The organism is Rugamonas rivuli (assembly GCF_009380165.1).
Lineage (GTDB): Bacteria > Pseudomonadota > Gammaproteobacteria > Burkholderiales > Burkholderiaceae_D > Rugamonas > Rugamonas rivuli.
Genome location: NZ_WHUF01000004.1, coordinates 424,973 through 443,565, shown reverse-complemented (window position 1 = coordinate 443,565; position 18,593 = coordinate 424,973). Strand labels below are relative to the sequence as shown.

At 65.4% G+C, this 18,593-nt stretch carries 10 protein-coding genes; 3 read left to right on the top strand and 7 right to left on the bottom strand.

The annotated features are described in order from the left end of the window. Positions 1–13: 13 nt before the first annotated feature. Genes GEV01_RS16955 through GEV01_RS16940 form a run of 4 tightly spaced genes read right to left on the bottom strand, consistent with a single transcriptional unit; the run spans position 14 to position 7,094 of the window. Entirely contained in the window at positions 14–3,748 is a 3,735-nt protein-coding gene (locus GEV01_RS16955) for a glycosyltransferase (RefSeq protein WP_152806523.1), read from the bottom strand. After that, complete coding sequence (locus tag GEV01_RS16950) at positions 3,748–5,055, bottom strand: class I SAM-dependent methyltransferase (RefSeq protein ID WP_152806521.1); 1,308 nt, start codon at positions 5,053–5,055, stop codon at positions 3,748–3,750. The genes GEV01_RS16955 and GEV01_RS16950 overlap by 1 nt, the downstream gene beginning before the upstream one ends. Then, positions 5,052–6,272, bottom strand: a complete 1,221-nt coding sequence (locus GEV01_RS16945) for an ABC transporter ATP-binding protein (protein WP_152806519.1) — start codon at positions 6,270–6,272, stop codon at positions 5,052–5,054. The genes GEV01_RS16950 and GEV01_RS16945 overlap by 4 nt, the downstream gene beginning before the upstream one ends. Before the next feature lie 21 nt (positions 6,273–6,293). Next, positions 6,294–7,094, bottom strand: coding sequence for an ABC transporter permease (locus GEV01_RS16940; RefSeq protein ID WP_152806517.1), 801 nt, complete (start codon positions 7,092–7,094; stop codon positions 6,294–6,296). A 258-nt stretch (positions 7,095–7,352) separates the two neighbouring features. Here GEV01_RS16940 and GEV01_RS16935 point away from each other — a divergent pair, with 258 nt between their 5' ends. Beyond that, the gene (locus GEV01_RS16935; protein WP_152806515.1) at positions 7,353–9,110 is read left to right on the top strand and encodes a radical SAM/SPASM domain-containing protein; all 1,758 of its coding nucleotides are present in this window, start codon (positions 7,353–7,355) and stop codon (positions 9,108–9,110) included. Between the two features lie 14 nt (positions 9,111–9,124). On the opposite strand, the gene GEV01_RS16930 is transcribed toward GEV01_RS16935, so the two are convergent. The 3 genes from GEV01_RS16930 to GEV01_RS16920 form a co-directional block, all read right to left on the bottom strand. Beyond that, positions 9,125–9,874, bottom strand: a complete 750-nt coding sequence (locus GEV01_RS16930; protein ID WP_235914398.1) for a Crp/Fnr family transcriptional regulator — start codon at positions 9,872–9,874, stop codon at positions 9,125–9,127. 120 nt (positions 9,875–9,994) lie between these two features. After that, positions 9,995–11,308: a tetratricopeptide repeat protein gene (locus tag GEV01_RS16925; RefSeq protein ID WP_152806513.1), complete on the bottom strand. Its 1,314-nt coding sequence runs from the start codon at positions 11,306–11,308 to the stop codon at positions 9,995–9,997. After that, entirely contained in the window at positions 11,296–13,116 is a 1,821-nt protein-coding gene (locus tag GEV01_RS16920) for a CHASE2 domain-containing protein (RefSeq protein ID WP_152806511.1), read from the bottom strand. Before GEV01_RS16920 ends, GEV01_RS16925 begins: the two co-directional genes overlap by 13 nt. 259 nt (positions 13,117–13,375) lie before the next feature. On the opposite strand from GEV01_RS16920, the gene GEV01_RS16915 reads away from it, so the two are divergent. Beyond that, positions 13,376–14,752: a FecR family protein gene (locus tag GEV01_RS16915; protein ID WP_152806509.1), complete on the top strand. Its 1,377-nt coding sequence runs from the start codon at positions 13,376–13,378 to the stop codon at positions 14,750–14,752. A 393-nt stretch (positions 14,753–15,145) separates the two neighbouring features. After that, positions 15,146–18,430, top strand: a complete 3,285-nt coding sequence (locus GEV01_RS16910) for a beta strand repeat-containing protein (RefSeq protein ID WP_152806506.1) — start codon at positions 15,146–15,148, stop codon at positions 18,428–18,430. The last annotated feature ends 163 nt before the right edge of the window (positions 18,431–18,593 follow it).

The window sequence follows — 18,593 nt, the reverse complement described above, 5'->3', positions numbered from 1 at the left end:
GAGCGACGGGTTGCTAGCGTTCCCCGCGCAGCACGGCCAGCAGTTCGACTGCGTTGTCGGCCCAGGTCTGCCACGGCATGCCGGCCGATGAAGGCGCCTTGCCTTCCGCGTCCAGCGCCAGCCAGGCGCGCACGGCCCCGGCCAGCGCGGCGCCGTCGGCGCCATCGAAATACTGCGCATGCCCGCCCGCCACCTCGCGGAACACCGGCAGCGCGCGCGCCAGCAACGGCAGCCCGTGGCTGGCCGCTTCGATCAGCGGCAGGCCGAAACCTTCCCCCTCGCTCGGCACCAGCAGGCAGGCGCTGTCGCGATACAGCTGCTGCAGCGCGTCGTCGTCCAGGCCTTGCAGCCAGAACAGGCGCTTGCCCAGCTGCGGATGCTGCTGCAAACGCTGCACGATCTGCGGAATGGTGCGGCGTTCGTGCGCCGGCAGCGGCTTCCAGCCTTCCGCGCCGACGATGACCAGATTGGCTTGCACGCCATCCGCCCACAGCTGCTCGAAAGCGTCCAAGGCTTGCAGATGGCCTTTGCGCGGCTCGATCGTGCCCACCATCAGGAAGGCCGGCAGCTCGGTGCAGCGCGCCAGTTCGGCGTTCTGAACCTTGGTCGCGGACGGCGCGGCGGCAGCGCCGATGTCGGCGCCATGGTGCAGCACCGCCAGTTGCGGCAGCGACGCCTGGGCGTCCTGCTGTTGCAGCCACAGGCGCAGCTCCTGGCGCACCGCGTCGGAAATGCAGAGGATGCGGTCGGCCTCGGCGGCGATGCAGCGCAGCCAGGTGCCATGGCCCTGGGCGGCGCCGGACGGGAAGAATTCCGGACGCAGCACCGGCAGCAGGTCGTGCACCAGGAAGTTGACGTGCACGCCGCGCGCGCGCCAGTGCGCGTACAGGCCGGCCTGGGCGGCGGCAACCACCGCGCCCGGCGTGTAGTCGGCGCTGTAGAACACGTCGCCGGCACTGGTGTCGGCCACGCTGTCGTGCAGCTCGGCGCTGATGCCCAGCAGCTGCGCCGTGTAGCGGCGCGCATAGCGGTAGTGCCAACGGCCGCCTTCATCGCTCAGGTACACCGGCTCCACGCGCCAGCCCGGCAGCGGCGAACGCAGCAGCTCGGCCGCCTGGGTACGCACCACGCGCTCGATGCCGGTCTTCAAGTCGTGGCGGGCGATGGCGGTGACGTCGACCAGCAACTGGCGCGCTTGCGTCGCGTCCGGTGCGCGGGCGATGGCGGACGCCAGCTGCTGCAGCGAGGCTTCGTCGGCCGGCAGATCGTCGCGCGCGGCCAGCGCGTGCAGCAGCGCCGGACGGTCGCTGCGCGCATCGATGGCGGCTTCGGCGATCGCGTCGGCGTACAGCTGCGCGCACTGCACCGGGCTGTGCGCGGTATGCAGCAGATGCGCGGCGGCCGCGCCCAGCGTCTGGCGGCGGCCGGCGTCGTCGCGCAGGCCATCCAGCGCGGCGGTCAGCGCCGGCAGTTCGAAGTGGTCGGCCAACTGCCAGACGGTGTCGGTCGGCAGCGCCGCCATCGAGCCGTTGGCGTTAACGATGGTGGCCAAGCCGTAGTTCATGCAGTCGAGCACGGCGGCCGAAGTCTCGCCGCGCGATACGCTGCGCAGCTGCACGCCGATGTCGGCGGCCTGCAGATACTGGTGGTAGACGGCTTCGTCGGTCCAGCCGGCGATGCGGATGCGCTCGTGGCCGGCAATCGCGGCCGTCACCTCGGCGCCGTAGTCGCCGCCGTGGTTCTCGCCCACCAGCACCAGGATGCAGCGCGGGTCGGCGTGCAGGCGCGAGGCCAGCCAGGCCTGGATCAGTTCCAGCGTCAGCTTGGTCGGCGCGATGAAGCCGAAGCTGCACACCAGCAGCGCGTCATCGGCGACGCCCAGCGCCTTGCGGGCGGCGGCGCGGTCCTGCTGCGCCGGCAGCGCGCGCGGCAGCGGCACCACGTTCCAGTTGGCCGCCGCCTGCGCGCCGTACCACTGGCGTGCCAAGCTGCGCGCGTGCTCGGAATGGACGATGACGCGGGTGGCGTCCTGCAGCACCGCCAGGTTGCACGGATAGACGCGCATCGCTTCGGCGTTGTCGGGGTTCTGGCCGGCCAGCAGGGCAGGGTAGCCGTGGCTGTCGAACAGCGCCTGCGACCACACGCCCGGCATGTTGCCGGTGCGCTGTTCGTAGGCCAGCACGCCGCTCAGGAAGAAGTCGTGCAGCACCACCACGCCCGGATGGCGGCGCAGCAGACCGAACATGTGGCTGTGGAAGGGGCTGTTGCCGAACTGGTAGAGGATCTGGTCGTACTCGTCCGCGTGCTCGTCGAACCAGGCGACGCTGCGTTGCGGCAGCGCGGCCAGTTCCGGCGCCAGCGTCAGCTTGTCCTGTTGCAGCACCAGTTCGATGTCGAAATGGTCCAGCATGGCCGGCAGCAGTTGCGCGGCGTAGTCGGCGATGCCGGTGCGCTCGGGCGGCAGCGGCGAGACGAAGGCCAGCTTGGGTTTGCGTGCCGGCTTGGCTGGTGCAGCGACGGCGTCGGCCTGGCTGCGCCACGCTTCCAGCGCGCGCACGGTGCGCTGCGCCGTCACGTCCCACGAGAAGCGCCGTGCTTGCTGGCGGCCGTGCTCGCGCAGGCGCTGTTGCAGCGCGACGTCGGTCAGCACTTCGGCGATCTTGGCGGCGATGGCGGCCGGGTCGTCGGCGTTGAACATTGCCTCGTCGCAGCCGATCACTTCCGGGATGCTGGTGTTGTCGGCGCCGATCACCAGCGCGCCGCAAGCCATGGCTTCCAGCGCCGGCAGGCCGAAGCCTTCGTGGCGCGACGGGAAGACGAACAGCGCGGCATTGCGGTACAGCTCGATCAAGTCGGCGTCGCTGACGTAGCCGGTCAGCACCAGCTCGCCGGCGGCGATGCCGGCGCGTGCCGCATGCGCCAGCAGCTGGTCGCGGTCGTGCTGGCCCAGCTTGCTGGCGATCAGCAGTTGATGGCTGGCCCGCACCGCTTTCGGCAGCAGGCTGTAGGCGGTGATCAGGCCGTCGATATTCTTGCGGGCGTCGAAGCCGCCGGGCGCGTACATCAGCATCGCCCGCGTCAGGCCGAAGCGGCTGCGCAGCTCGCCCCAGCGCTGGGCGTCCGGCGCGGCCGGGTGGAAGCTGTCGTCGACCGCGGTGGAAATGGAGACCACCTGTTCCGGCGCCAGTTGCAGCGCGTCGACGGCTTCCTGGCGCGAGTAGTCGGAGATGGACAGCAGCAGGCCGGCGCGGCGCAGTGAGGCGATCTTGCGGTCGTAGTACTGGCGCTGCGCCGGCGTGCCGAGGTAGGCGTCCGGATTGAGGAAGGGGATCAGGTCGTACAGCACCACGGCGGTGCGCTCGGCGCCGGCGAAGCTGCCGACCGAGACCACGGCGTCGTCGACATAGCCTTCGAACAGGCTGGTGACGAGCACCGCGTCCGGCCGCAGCTGGGCGATCGCGTGTTCGCGCAGCAGCTCGGCGGCGCGGGTGCGGGCGCTGTTGTCGGTGTGCAGCTCGGCCAGCGGCACCGGCACCTCGAACACGCAGATGCGTTCGGGCGGCACCAGGCCGGCGAAGGCGGTGCGCAGGTCGGCGATGGCGTCGGCCAGCGCGCCGTTGAGCAGCAGCCAGACTTCATGCTGGCCGGCGTTGCGCGCCACGCCCAGCGCCAGCGCCAGCGAATAGCGGCCGATGCCGCGGAAGCGGCTTTCGGATTGGGCTCCCTGCAAATCGATGACGATACGCATCAATGTTTCCTTGTCTTCTTGAGCGCGGATTGAAGATCGCGGTAGGCGCGCAGCGCGCGCGGCGACATGTCGCCCAGCGGCGCCTGGGCTTCCGGCGGCATGGCCTGGCTGGCGGCGATGCTGGCCTGGTAGATCCGGGTCATGCCCGGTATGCGCAGCAGCAGCGGGCGCAGCAGGCGCTTGACGCGCGGCCAGCGTTGCAGCGTGCGGGCGGCGCCCAGCAGCGCGGCCTTGGCGCGTGCGCGCAATGCGGCGCGTGCGGCATGCGCCCAGCCGCCGACCATGCGCCACGGCGCGGTGATGCGCCACGAGCTGCTGGCCAGCAGCGCGGCGATCTGCCGGCGCGCTTCCTCGGCTTGCGCCTGCGCCACCTCGGTGGCGTGCACGCGGTTGCTGAGCTCGGCCAGCGCGTGCGCCAGTTCCTCGCTGCGGGCGGCGTTGGCCTGGCTCAGGCGGGTCACGCCTTGCAGGCCGGATTCGGCGCCGGCCAGGCGCAGCTTGCTGTCGATGGTGTGCTCTTCCAGCTGGGCCAGCGCGGCGCGCAGGGCGTCGTCGCGGTCGACCAGGCGCTGCTCGAAGCGTTGCGCCAGCTGGCCCAGCGCCAGGCCGTAGCCGGCGTGGAAGGCGGTTTCGAACGGCGCCAGCACGGCGGCCTCGCCATCCTTTTGCGCGACCACCGCGTAGTCCGGGCTGACGCCGTCGAGCACGTTGATCAGGGCGATCGGCGTGTCGCCGCGCAGGCCGGCTTCCTCCTGCAGGCGCACCACCTTGTGGCGGCCGAAGCCGCCGAACTCGGTGACGAAGGCCAGCAGCTGCGGCGGAATCGGCCGCAGGTGGGTGGGGTCGAGGTAGAAGCTGGAGGCGCCGACCACCAGGTTTTCCGGGTTCGGCGTTTCCATGATCAGCAGGCCGCCCGGCAGCAGCACGCGGCGGGTTTCCGCCACCAGCGTTTGCAGCAGGTCGAACGGGATGTGCTCGACCAGGTGGAAGGCCGACACCACGGCCAGGCTGTTGTCCGGCAGCGCGCGCAGGCAGGCGATGGCGTCGCCCAGTTCAACGTCCAGGCCGCGCTCGCGGCAGGCCGCCAGCATGCCGTCGTCGAGGTCGACGCCGTGGGCGCGGAAGCCCTGTTCGCCCAGCAGCTCCAGCCATTCGCCGCGGCCGCAGCCGAGGTCGAGCGCGGCGGGCGGGTCTTGCAGCGTGCGCAGCGGCGCGAAGAAGGGCTCGTAGGCGCGCAGGCGCTGCTTGATCAGCTCGCGCGAGCCGCGGTAGCGGTCCTCGAAGGCGCGGTAGAAGCCGGCGCTCATCGGGCGATCTCGATCGCCGGTTCCATCCAGCTGGTGCCGGCGAAGGGTTTGCGGTTCATATTCATGACGAGGAACAGCAGCGCCAGGTCGCGCCACTCGTAGTTGTCGGCCAGATGGGTTTCGCTGCTGGTCAGCGCGGTCGTCACCGAGTAGCTGCCTGGGCCGAGGTTAAGCGGGAAGCGGAAGCAATACTCGATCTGTTCGCCGGCGCGCAGATCGGTCAGCGGCTGCTCCATGTGGTGGGTGTTGGTGCCATAGATGTGCTGGCCCAGGCGGTCCTTGATCAGGTAGCCCAGCACCAGGCGCGGCAGGTCTGCGTGTATCCGCACCTTGATGCGCAGCGTGACCGGCACGCCGACGTTGACCGTCTCCACCGGATCGCCGTCGGCGTTCTCCAGGCTGATGGCGGTGACGGTGGCCTTGCCGTTGCCGGAGCTGGTCTGGGTGCGGCCGTCGGCGCCGGTGGTCTGTTCGATGTTGACGCCGTCGCGCTCGGCGATCAGGGCGTTGTAGTAGTCCATCACTTCTTCCGGCTTGCCCTGGAAGGCCAGGTGGCCGCGGTCGAGCAGCAGCGCGCGGTCGCAGATCGACTGGATCGCGGCGCGGTCGTGGCTGACGATCAGCAGCGTGGTGCCGAGCTTGCGGAACTGGCGGATGCGCTCGAAGCTCTTGTGCTGGAACCAGGCGTCGCCGACCGACAGCGCCTCGTCGACGATCAGCACGTCCGGGCGGCGCACGGTGGCCACGCTGAACGCCAGCCGCATCTGCATGCCGGACGAGTACACGCGCACCGGCTGGTCGATGTATTCGCCGATGTCGGCGAAGGCTTCGATCTCGGGCATCAGCGTGCTGATTTCCTCGACGGTCAGGCCCAGCAGCTGGCCCGCCATGTAGGCGTTCTGGCGGCCGCTGAATTCGGGATGGAAGCCCATGCCCAGTTCCAGCAGCGCGGCCACGCGGCCGGTGATCTGCACGCTGCCGGTGGTGGGCTGGGCGGTGCCGGTGATCAGCTTGAGCAGCGTGCTCTTGCCGGCGCCGTTGATGCCGATGATGCCGACCGCTTCGCCCGCCGTCAGTTCGAAGTTGATGTCCTGGATCACCCACTTGAGGCGGTGGCGCTTGCCGAGGGACGGCAAGACCCATTCCGCAAGGCGGCCCCAGCGGTTGCCGTATTGTTTGTAGGCCTTGCCCAGTTGTTTGACGCTTATGGTGCCCATGGTGTGCTTTCGGTGTGGCGCTTACAGTTCATCGACCATCTCGCCGGCGCGCTTGCGGAACAGTTGCAGTCCCAGCGTGCAGCAGACCAGGCCGGCGATGGCGACCGGCAGCAGGCTGCCCCATTGCGGCATCTGGCCGTTGACCAGGATTTGCTGGTAGGCGCCGATCACGGCCGCCATCGGGTTCCACACCAGCAGCTCGCGCACCGGCGCCGGCAGCGTGTTGGCCGGGTAGACGATGGGCGTGAACCAGAACCAGAATTGCAGCACGATGGTGAAGAACTGGCCGACGTCGCGGAAGAAGACGTTGAGCACGCCCAGCACCATGCCAAGGCCGATGGCGAAGGCGATCTGCAGCAGCAGCACCGGGAACACCGCGAAGTAGACCCAGCCGGGGAAGCTGCCGGAGATCACCAGGAAGGCGGTGAACAGGCCGAAGATGATGGTGAAGTTGACCAGCGCATTGAGCACCACGATGATGGGCAGGCAGATGCGCGGGAACTGGAGTTTTTTGATCAGGTTGGCGTGGTCGATGAAGACCGACTGGCTGCGCCCGGTGATCTCGGCGAACAGGCCCCAGGTCAGCGCGCCGGCGCACAGGTAGATGCTGTAGGCGAAGGTGGCGGTGCTGCCCTGCAGACGGCTGCCCATCACCTGCGAGAAGATCACGGTGTAGACCACGATCATGGCCAGCGGGTTGAGGATGGTCCAGGTGGCGCCCAGCAGGGAGTTGCGGTAGCGCGACTGGAACTCGCGCTGCACGCTGCCCAGCACGAAGCCGCGGTAGCGCCACAGGCCGCTGAACATTGCGCGCGAAATCATCGTGCCACTCCGCTCTGGCTGGTGGTCCGGCGCGGGGTGCGGCGGTGGAGCGGGCAGGTGATTTTCGTCATGGTGCGGTGGCGCGCGGGCCGGGTGGCAAAGCTGCGGATTATAACATGGGCAACTGTACGCCCGAGCGCGCCAAACGGGGCGGCGGCCCAGCAGGGACGGGGCGAACTGCTATATAATCCCCGTCATACAGATCGCGGATAGAATTTGTATCCAGATGTTTCCAGCCACCCGTCCCAGCCGCCTCCCATGATCAAAATCCATCTCCAAAACGACAGCGCCGCCGCCGCTCCACCGCTGCCCGTGACGGAAGCGCGGCCGGCGCCGGTCAACGACTGGGCGGTGCAGCCGGAGGTGTTCTTCCTGGAGCTGACCAACCACTGCAATATGCACTGCACCTTCTGCCCGTCGGACTACCTGAAGAAGGAACGCGGCAACGCGGACGACGAGCTGGCGGTGCGCTTCATCGAAGAGGTGCGCGACCTGGGCTTGAACAAGCCCATCCAGTTCAACGTGCTGGGCGAGCCGTTGCTGAACAAGAAGATCTACAAGTACATCGACCTGTGCGAGCAGTACGGCATCGAGGTCTACCTGATCAGCAATTTCGCCATCCTGGACGCCGAGCGCGCGAAGAAGATCTTCCAGCACGACAACGTTGCGCTGGTGCTCAGCCTGCAGACGCCGACCGAGGATTCGTACAAGCGCATGCGCGGCTACGACAAGCTGAACTTCGAGCAGTATTTCGACCGCATCTTCCCGGCGCTGCGCGAAAAGTTCGCCGCCGGCAGCGAATCGCGGGTGGAGGTGCATGTGACGTCGACCTCCAATATGCGCGCCGATTCGACCATCCAGTCCGACTTCGACCTGAATATGTGGGATCCGTTCGATGTCGAGGACAAGGATGCCTTCGTGCTGAACCTGCTAAATCGTTTTGATGGTTTCTCGGAGCAGTTGCGCGCGGAGTTCCCCGAGCAGTTCGAGGCCGAGCGCGTGCGCTCGCTGGAGCAGTATGCCGAGCAGTTGGGTCGCAACCACCTGGCCGCCAGCCGCGACACCATCCCCGATGGCGCGATCGACATGACCGAGGACCAGTTCTGGGGCTATATGTTCGCGCCGAACTGCTTCATCCGCTTCAAGACCTTCGGCCTGTGGACCAAGGAAGAAACGTTCATGAAGACCTTCCTGCCGAAGGAATCGGTGGTCTACGTCGAGGAGCGCGAGGAAGCGCTGGATTGCTCGATGGCGCACAATGTGTCGATGCTGGCGGACGGTCAGATGTCGCTGTGCTGCCTGGACTACGAGGGCGAGATGGGCTTGCCGAATATGCGCGACACCTCGATCGTCGAGCTGCTGCGCGCGCCCGAGCGCGAGGCCATCGCCAAGGATTCGATGAAGTCCGAGGTGTGCCGCCGCTGCCAGGGCAATATCTTCGTGTTCGACAGCGAAGCCAAGGACGAGCGCGCCACCAAATTCGACAAGTTCGGGCGCGGCTGGCATCCGTTCGAGCCGGACATGAACGGCGTCGGCGGGCGCTGGTCGAACGGCAACGGCTGGTTGTACTTCCTGGCGCGCCAGGACAGCAATCTCCTCAACCTGCGCATCATGAGCATCTACGACAGCGCGACGCCGCTGACGGTGCAGGTGCGCGAGCATGACGAGGCCAGCAAGCAATTCGGCGAGGTGTTGCAGCAGCAGGTGTTCTTCGGCGTGCAAAACCAGATGATCGATGCCCAGCTGCCGGTGAGCTTGAAGCAGGGGCAGCTTTATCGTGTCGACTTGCTGTCGCCGACCTTTGTGCCGGCCGAGGCCAACGGCGGCGACGACCGGCGTTCGCTGGGCATCATGCTGTTCGAGGCGGGCGTGCGGCAGGGGGAGTTGCAGGTGGCGGCGCCGGTGGCCGAGCCTGAGCCGGTACCGCAGCCTGAGCCGGTGGTTGTGGCGGAAGCCGGCGTCGCCAGCGGCGGCCGCTTCAAGCGCTGGCTGTCGGCATTGACCGGCAAGCCTTGAAATGTCGGCCCGGACTAGCTCTGGGCCAGTTTCTGCAGCGCGTCCGGGTCGACGATGATGAGCCGGTGCGTGCCTTTCTTGATGATGCCTTGCTGGGTCAGCGACAGCAGCGTGCGGGTCACGGTCTCGCGGCTGGTGTTGATCATGTTGGCGATATCCTGGTGGGTCGGCAGGTTCTCGACCACTTCTTCATCGTCCTTCTGTTCCTTGACCAGTTCCAGGAAGCTGTAGATGCGCTTGGCCGTGTTGTGAATGCTGAGCAGGGCGCGGAACTCCGAATCGCGCTGCACCTTGGCGGCCAGGAAGCGCAGCATCTGGTTGGCCACCGACGGCGAGTGCGAGAACAAATGCAGCGCCGTCGCGCGCGGCAGCAGCGCCACCAGCACCGGCGTGGTCGCCACCACCGAAGCCGAGCGCATGGTGCCGTTGATGACGGCGATTTCACCGAAGAAGTCGCCCGGCGCCAGCATGCGCAGGCCGATCGCGCGGCCATCCTCGGTGATGTCGACCACCTGCAGTTGGCCCTGCACCAGGAACAGCAGGCTGTCGCCGGTCGCGCCTTTTTGCAGCACCACGTCGCGCTTGGCGTAGTGGCGGACGCGGATGTCGGCGCGGACCTTGACCATCTCTTCGTCGGTCAGTTCCGACAGCAGCGGAATCTTGCGCAGATGGATTTGTACATCGATCGTGGCGCCAGCCTGCATGGCGGCCATTGCCTGATCGCCCGTCACCTTGATCACCGAGGTCTTCGAAGGCGTCGTCATGCCGTACCCGTGGCGCAGGCTGGAGCGGCGCCCGTGATGATCCCGCCAAATGTAATAGATTGATACGCCATATGCCTTGAGAGTGCGCCTGGCTCCGGCGTCGATGGCCGGAGGTCGGCGTTAAAAGTTGTCCCAGCGCCAATTGAGCTGGATAGCATGGCTATTATATTGAAACAGCGGGATGTTTTCCTGATTTCTTACCGCGCGCCATTCCAGCTGCAGGCTCTGGTGCGTACCCAGCGGCATCTGTATGGCCGCCCGCAACTGCCGCATGTTCTGGCGGCGGACGATGTCGATGATGTTCTCCGAGTACACCTCGCTGCTTTGCCAGACCTGGCGTGTCCAGCCCAGCTCCCCCTTGAGGTTGTAGGGCAGCGGCTGCGTCAGTTGCAGCGAACTGTACCAGCCGTGGCGGTCGCCGCCGAGACGGCCGTTCTGTCCCTGGTCCGACAATCCGCTCAGCGAGAACGATACCTGCTGCGCGCCGCGCCAGTACAGATTGGTGCCCAGCTCCAGCGTGTTGGAATCGTATTTGGTGCGGGTCGGGTAGCGCACATGGCTGACGCTGGCCAGCAGCGACCATTGCAGGTTTTCCGGCAAGTCCAGCGGCGGCGTGGCGCGGACCTGCAACTGCTCCTGGCGCTGGTAGAGCTGGCGTTCCAGTTGCAGCGCGCTGACCGCGACCGTGCCGTAGCCGCGCCAGCCGCCCCATTGCCACGGCCGCTCGTAGCCCAGCAGCAGCGAGCCGGTGTCCTGCGTGTGCACATTGTCGTTCTGGCGCATGCGCAGCTGGGCGATCAGCAGCGAGCCGGTCTCGTCGAGCTGCTGCAGATAGTCGACCCCGGCCGTCGTCAAGTGGTCGGGCTTGGGCCAGAATTCCGGGTCCAGTTCCCATTGCGTCTGCGTGCTGCCGCTGCCGATGAAGAACTGGTTGCTGCTGGCGCCCTGGTTGATGTTGTTGTCGTAGCCGCGGCCCAGCGACACCGCCCACAGCGGCCGCCACGACGGCTTGGTGTTGCAGCCGCGCGCGCGGTGCTGGTCGATCAGCTCCTGGATGGCCGGCGGCGGCTTGAAGCGGGTTTCGATCTCGCGGAACAGGCGCTCGGCCTCGGCGCCGTGGCCCAGCGTGCATTGGCTGAACGCCAGGTCCAGCCAGGCGCCGGCGTGGCGCGGTTCGCCTTCCAGGAAGCGCAGCAGCAGGGCGTTGGCGCGCTCGGGCTGGTCGGCCGCCAGCGCGCGCATCGCTTCCAGATACAGCTCTTCCTGCTGGATGGGCGCGTACGGCGCCGGCTCGGCATTGGCGCCGGCGTCGGACGAGGCGACCACGATGTCGCGCTGCGGCGCCGCGGCCTGCGCCTGGGCGGCCGCCGCCGCGCCGCTCCACAGCAGCGGCAGCAGCAGCGATAGCAGCAGCGGGGGGCTTACGGCGCGCATGGCGCGTCCTCAAGGGTGTACAGATTAATCGGGTGCTCCTTGCCGCGCAATACGCGCTGGCCCAGTTGGCGGAAACGGTGGCGGCTGGCGCGGCTCACCGTGCCTTCGCCGATGATGATGTCGTACGGGTAATCGCGCGCCGCCTGCTCCAGTCGTGATGCCGTGTTGACGCTGTCACCCACGGCAGTATAGATGCTGCGCATGGCGGTGCCAAAGTCGCCCGCCATCGCCAGCCCGCTTTCGATGCCGATGCGCACCCTGAGCGGCGGCAGGCCGTCGGCGGCGCGGCGCGTGTTCAAATGCTGCACCGCCTGCAGCATGGCGCGGGCGGCGTCCAGCGCCAGGTTGGCGTGGTCGGGATTGGGCAGCGGCGCTCCCCAGAACGCCACCATGCCGTCGCCGGTGTATTTGTCGAGGGTGCCGCGCATCGCCAGCACCGGGCGGGTCAGGCAGTCGAGGAATTCGGTGGTCAGGCGCGCGGCCTCCTCGACCGGCAGCGATTCGACATGGGTGGTGTAGCCTTCCATGTCGGCGATCAGCGTGGTCACGTCCAGCTGGCGCGGGGCCAGCGGGTCTTGCAGGTTGCTGCGCAACAGTTCGTCGACCACGTCGCCCGCCACGTACTGGCGCAGCGTGTCGAGCAGGCGGCGCGAGCGGGTCTGCGCCTGCTGCCAGTGGAAGGGCACGGCCACCATCAGCAGGAACAGATTCGACAGCAGCGGGCCGGACGGGCCGAAGCTGGCGTCGTGCGGGGCGATGGCGTAGGCCAGCAGCAGCCACAGCGCCGAGCTGGCGACCAGCAGCGTGACGTTGACGGCGGCCGTGCGGCGCGGCAGCGTGTAGCTGGCCAGCGCCGTCACGCCGAGGCAGAACAGCAGCGCGATCAGGCTGCCGGGCCAGGGCGCGGGGGCCAGGCCGGCCTGGCGGTCCAGCAGGCCGGTCAGCATGGAGGCGTGCACCATCAGCCCGGCGCTGAGCGCGCCCAGCGGCGTGGCGACGCGGTCGCCGATGCTCAGCGCGGACGAACCGATCAGCACCAGCCGGCCCTGGATGAACTCGGGCGGCACGCGCTGGTCCAACAGGTCGGCGGCCTTGGCCACTTCGTAGGCGGGCCAGTCGCGGGTGTAGGGAATGCGCACCCAGCCGGTGGCGGTGTCGGGCAGCGGGCGGCCGCCGGCGCAGCAGTCGAACAGCGCGCGCGACAGCGTCGGATAGCTGTGGCCGTTGAACACGGTTTGCATCGGCACGCGGCGCAGCACGCCGTCGGGGTCGGGGGCGACGCCGATGTTGCCGAAGTGGAGGGCCTGCGCCAGGCCGGCGTGGTTGGCGATGTAGCCGTAGGCCGGCACGCCGCCGGGCACGGCGCCCGGGGCGCCGCCGGCCAGCGTGCCGCTGTGCAGCGGATCTTCGCGCTGGCCGAAATCGAACAGCTGGGCCACCACCAGCGGCGCGTGCTGGGACAGCATCGTCATGCGGGCATCGCCGGCGGCGTCGGCCGGTTTTTCCTGCAGGATGTCGAGTGCGACGCCGCGGGCGCCATCGGCCAGCAGCGCTTCCACCATTTCCGCCATGCGGGTGCGCGGCCAGGGCCAGGGGTAGCGTTCCAGGCTGGTTTCGTCGATGTCCACCAGCAGCATGCGCTGTTCCGGCTGGGGGCTGGCGCGCAGCAGCGTGGAGCGGTCGCGCAGCCAGTTGTCCAGCCGCTGCGCCGCGCCGTCGTGGTCCCACTGGACCCAGGCGGTGATCAGCAGCGCGGCAACGGCGATGCAGCCGCGCGCGACAGTGGTGGAGGGGAACGGAATGCGCAAAATAGCCGGTGATCCAGGTGGGGCGGCCGCTGGTGGGCCGCGCAAAATAAAGTAGTTGCTGCGGTAAAATAATCGCCCAGTATAACGGCTTGTGCTGGGAAGGAATAGTGCGAATTATTTTTTTTATATTGTTTCCAAACGCACAGCGGCCGGTGTGGCGGCGGCCTCCACTCAATTGTATCCAAATGAAAGAATGTGACCCGAGTCACATACTTTCAAGGAGGATAGCGGAGAATGTAGGCTGAGGGAGAAACTTATTATGCGCAATCAATTTCACACCATATTAGCGGCCATGATGCTGGGCCTGGGACTGCTGGCATCCGCCGCCCAGGCCGGCGAAGCCGGGAAGGTCGTGTTCGTCGCTGGCCAGGCCAGCGTCGGCGCGCGTCCTGTCGCGCTCGACGCGGCCATCCAGGAGGGTGACGAATTGACCACCGGCGCCGACGGCTACGTCTACGTCAAGACCGTCGACCAGGGTTTCCTGGTGCTGCGCCCGAACAGCAAGGCGCGCATCGTCGCCTACCATATCGATGCGCAAAACCCGGCCAACACCCGCGTCAAGCTGGAGTTGCTGCAGGGCGTGGCGCGCAGCATTTCCGGCACCGGCGTCAAGCAGGCGCGGCAGAACTTCCGCTTCAACACGCCGGTCGCCGCGATCGGCGTGCGCGGCACCGACTTCGTCGTCTACACCGACCAGCAGACTTCGCGCGTGACCGTGGTGTCGGGGGGCGTGGTGGTCAGCGGCTTTGCCGGCGGCTGCGGCCCCGAAGGCGGCGGCCCTTGCGAGGGCGGCGCCAGCCGCGAGCTGTTCGCCGGCCAGGCCGGGCTGATGCTGCAGGTGCAGCGCGGCCAGACCAGCCCGCAACTGTTGCGCAGCCCGGTGATGTCGCCGGCTGATCAAGGTGCGCCGGCGCGTCCTGACGAGCCTGTGGGTAAAGTAGGTGCGACCAGCCCGAGCGGCGATGTCAATCTCGATGCGCAGAAGTCCAACAATGTACTGAATAACAGTAAGCAGATTACACCGAATAACGTCACCACTCCGGGCGGTGGTACGCCGCTGCCGCCGTTGGTGGATCAGAAGCCGGAAGTGCCGGTGGTGGTGCCGCCTATCGATGTGACGCCGCCCGTGGTGGCGCGTTCCGAGCCGGAAGTTTTCTGGGGCCGTTACCAGGCGATTGCCGGTACCACGGTGGATGCGGAGTTGCAGGCCAAACTGAAAAGCGGCAAATACGAGGCGCCGATGTTTGCTGGCGGCTATCAGATTACCCGTCCAAGCTCGTACACGCTGACGATGCCCAAAGAGGGGAATGTGTCGTTTGCCTTGACGGGCAGCGATGCGACGCTGCAACGAACCGGGAAAGAGGCGGTCATAGCATCCGTGGAAGATGCGCGCCTGAATGTGAACTTCGCTACCAAGACCTTTGATACCGGCCTGACCGTGGTCGGCGATGGCTTGCGGGTGCCGATTAATTCCACCGGCGTGGTAACGAATAAAGGCATGCTGACCAATCCGACACTGAGCGGCACTTTCGTTCGCGGTTATCTGGGAGGCGTCAACGCTACTGAGGCCGCTTATATCTTCCAGAATATCCAGCCTGCCGTAACGGTAACGGGCGGGACCAGCTGGTCGCGCTAGAAATGATGTGTATATATTAGGCGGCAGGGAAGAATTAATGGCCGCTGCTTAATTTGCTGTCAGTATTAATAATCGGGTAATATCGCATGCGCGACATTATCCGATTTTTTTTGTCTGATGGCGTCGTACTGCATGAGCGGATAGAATGATGCCCGCTGTCGGTTCAGCAGTAGTTTTTTTGACCTATTTGCATAATTATTGAGCAGTTGGATACAAATAGTTTCAAATTGGACGGAAAAACTTTTTGATTTGTGATGCCCGTCACAAACTTTGTGGCGTGGTGTGGCAATATACCCCCACCTCTGCAAGAAGTGTTCAGTGTGATACGGCGCTGTATGCTCTGAACAGCAGAATTTATGGTTTAAACCAAAACTTTTTAAGGAACTATCTATCATGGCGGCAACTGATTACGCAGCAGTAGTACAACAACTGTACATTTCCTACTTCGGTCGTCCAGCCGACTACTACGCTCTGCAGAGCTTCACCGCTCAACTGGCAGCAGCTGACACCGGCGGCACCCTGGTAACCACCCCACTGCTGAGCGCCTACGCTCAAGCCAACCCAACCTCCGCAGTTGGCAAACTGGTTGCCAGCTTCGCAGGCAAGCCAGAAGCAGTTGCTCTGTACGGCACGGGCACCGACATCCTGTCGATCTCGAAGTTCGTCAACGCCATCTACCAGAACGTTCTGCACCGCGATGCTGACACCGACGGCGGCACCTACTGGATCAACAACATCATGGCCGGCAACGTCAGCAAAGAAAACGCTGCCCTGGCAATCACCGAAGGCGCACTGGGTAACACCTCGCCACAAGGTCTGATCGACGCAGCCCTGGTGAAAAACACCGCAGCGATCGCTATCGACTTCACCAACTCGCTGGACACCATCCCTAAGATCAACGCTTTCTCGGGCGACGCTGCTGCTGCTGCTGCACGCACCCTGCTGTCGCAAGTGACCGCCACCACCGACCTGACCGCTTACCACGCAAGCGTGGTTGCAGCCATCACCGGCCTGATCACCCCACCATCGACCGTTACCGTTCTGACCGACGGCGTTGACAACCTGGTAGGTACCAGCGGCAACAACGTATTCAACGGTTCCGACAAGACCTTCACCGGTCTGGACACCATCGACGGCGGCGCAGGCAACGACACCCTGAACCTGTCCGACGTGACCGGCGACGCTATCGACGTTTCGATCGCTACCGTCAAGAACGTGGAAAACCTGGTTCTGACCTCGACCAAAGGCCTGAAAACCGCAGCTGCCGACGTATCCGGCTGGGCTGGTCTGACCTCGGCTACCTTCAGCCTGAACAAGATCGACACCGCTGACCAAACCATCACCGCTGCCGGCACCACCGCTCTGGCTGTTAACGCCACCGGCAAGATCCTGACCACCGCGCTGAACGTCAACGGCGGCTCGACCAGCGCTGTTACCCTGGCTAACGGCACCAACGACAACTCGGGTCGTTCGATCAACGTCAAAGGCGCTGCTGGTGCGACCACTACCGTGTCCGTCACCCAGACCGCAAGCACCGGCGGCAAAACCGCGGCTGTTGCTATCACCGACCCGAACGCAGCCGGCGCCAAGGCCAACACCATCGCCAACGTGACCATCGACGGTATCGTTGACGCTGCTGCAACCGTAACTTCCAATGCGCTGACCTCGCTGACCCTGGCGAACAGCTCCAAAGGCGTTACCGTTACCGCTGCTGCTGGTACCCGTGCCCTGGGCGTGACCCTGAACGGCGACACCGCCGGTGCAGCTGTGACCGACGCAACCGCAACCACCCTGAACGTTACCTCCTCGGGCACCAAATCGTCCAACGTGGTTCTGACGGCTGGCGCCGCTACCAAAGTTGGCATCACCGCTGGTGTTGATCTGTTGGTCGACACCCTGACCGTTGGCCAGGCAACTGCCGCGACCGTTGCTGGCGCTGGTAAAGTCACCGTGACCACCCTGACCGCTGGTTCGCTGGCTTCGATCGACGCATCGGCCAACACCGGTGGCGTGACCATCACTTCGGCTCTGGGTACTGGCGTAGCCTTCACCGGCGGCGCTGGCAAAGACAGCATCACCATCGGCGCAACCACCAAAGCAATCGCAATGGGCGCTGGCGACGATACCGTCACCATCACTGCTAGCGCAGGCGCTACCACCGTTGATGGCGGCGCAGGCATCGACACCCTGGCCGGCGCTACCGCTGTCCTGAGCACCCTGACCAGCGTTCCTGCCGACGCAGCCAAGTACACCGGCTTCGAAACCCTGAAAGTCACCGACGTGCTGACCAACGGTTCGTCGATCGACGTATCGAAGATCGCTGGCGTGGTTAACTTCACCTCGACCGGTGTTGCTACCGCCGGTACCTCGACCGTGAACGGCCTGGGTGCAAACGCCAACGTTTCGCTGGAAGGCGCAGTTGCCACCACCGCAGTGGTTGGCGTTGCTGAAGTCTTCACCATCGACGTAACCGGCACCACCGCTGTTGGCGCTGACACCTACGCATTCGACGGCACCACCATCACCCTGGCTGATGCCGACAATGCTGCTGCCATCGCTGGTAAGATCAATGCTGGTGTCTACGCCAACTGGACCACTTCGGTGACCGGCAATGTTGTTACCTTCACCGCTAAAGCTACCGGCGTTAAAACCGACGCTAGCTCGGCCAACTTCGTCTTCACCGACGTTGCTGGCGCAACCACCCACGTTGAAGCGTTCAACACCACCACCCAAGGCGTGACCGCAGTTTCGCTGCTGAATGGCGGTAAGCTGGCACTGGTTCAAGCAGTTGACACGGCTAACGACGTAATCAACCTGAAGCTGAACGCCAACTACACTGAAAGCAACGACGCTACCAGCACCATCACCGCTATCACCCACACCGTTGACGCCAGCCTGGTTGAGACCCTGAAAGTGAACAGCACTGGTAACGCCAGCGCCACCCTGTCGGCTGGTAACTCGGCTGACGGCGTGAACAACACCCTGGTTGTTACCGACGTAGCTCTGGTGAACCTGTCCGTGACCGGCGACCAAGCCTTCACGTTCGCATCGGCTGCTCTGCAGACCAAACTGGCAACCATCGACGCATCGGCTCTGACCGCCGGCGCAACCATCGACGGTTCCCTGTCGGCTGCTGGTTCGGCTGCTCTGACCATCAAAGGTTCGGCAACCGCAGCTAACAGCCTGACCGGCGGCGCAGCTAACGACACCATCACCGGTGGCGCTAAAGCTGACTTCATCAAAGGCGGCGCAGGCGGCGACACCCTGACCGGTGGTGCTGGCAACGACACCTTCGCTTACGCTACTGGCGATTCGTCGATCGGTACCGGCAAGTTCGATACCATCACCGACTTCAAAGCTAACACCTACGGCACCGGCACCGCTGGCGCTGCTGGTATCAGCGCAAACGCCTCCGCTTCGAAATGGACCGGCGACGTTCTGCAATTCGCTAAACTGGGTTCGGGCGCTGGCGGTGTTATCGTTGACGTGTTCACCTCGGCAGCTGATGCTTCGACCTACCTGGCTAACCACACCGGTACCGCAAACACCGTTGTAGCAGCTCTGGATTCGACCGGCAACAACCTGTACGTTGACAACACCGGCGACGGTATTGCTGACTTCTACATCCACCTGACCGGCGTGACCACCATCACCGCCGCTGCTTTCACCGTAATCTAAGAAAGCAACTGGTTGATGTAACTGCATCGGAATGCCCGGCGTAAGCCGGGTACTCCGAAGTCAGTCACCAGAACACCCCGCTAGCCTCGTGCTTGCGGGGTGTTTTTTTATTAACGGAATGTGCACTATGTTGTGCACGAGTTGTAAAAAATGTGACGAGGAT

What these genes read in the sequence shown, in the direction of transcription:
- GEV01_RS16925 (WP_152806513.1), bottom strand. Translation starts at nt 11,308, where the DNA reads ATGCGCGCCGTAAGCCCCCCGCTGCTGCTATCGCTGCTGCTGCCGCTG.
- GEV01_RS16955 (WP_152806523.1), bottom strand. Translation starts at nt 3,748, where the DNA reads ATGCGTATCGTCATCGATTTGCAGGGAGCCCAATCCGAAAGCCGCTTC.
- GEV01_RS16940 (WP_152806517.1), bottom strand. Translation starts at nt 7,094, where the DNA reads ATGATTTCGCGCGCAATGTTCAGCGGCCTGTGGCGCTACCGCGGCTTC.
- GEV01_RS16945 (WP_152806519.1), bottom strand. Translation starts at nt 6,272, where the DNA reads ATGGGCACCATAAGCGTCAAACAACTGGGCAAGGCCTACAAACAATAC.
- GEV01_RS16915 (WP_152806509.1), top strand. Translation starts at nt 13,376, where the DNA reads ATGCGCAATCAATTTCACACCATATTAGCGGCCATGATGCTGGGCCTG.
- GEV01_RS16935 (WP_152806515.1), top strand. Translation starts at nt 7,353, where the DNA reads ATGATCAAAATCCATCTCCAAAACGACAGCGCCGCCGCCGCTCCACCG.
- GEV01_RS16930 (WP_235914398.1), bottom strand. Translation starts at nt 9,874, where the DNA reads ATGACGACGCCTTCGAAGACCTCGGTGATCAAGGTGACGGGCGATCAG.
- GEV01_RS16950 (WP_152806521.1), bottom strand. Translation starts at nt 5,055, where the DNA reads ATGAGCGCCGGCTTCTACCGCGCCTTCGAGGACCGCTACCGCGGCTCG.
- GEV01_RS16910 (WP_152806506.1), top strand. Translation starts at nt 15,146, where the DNA reads ATGGCGGCAACTGATTACGCAGCAGTAGTACAACAACTGTACATTTCC.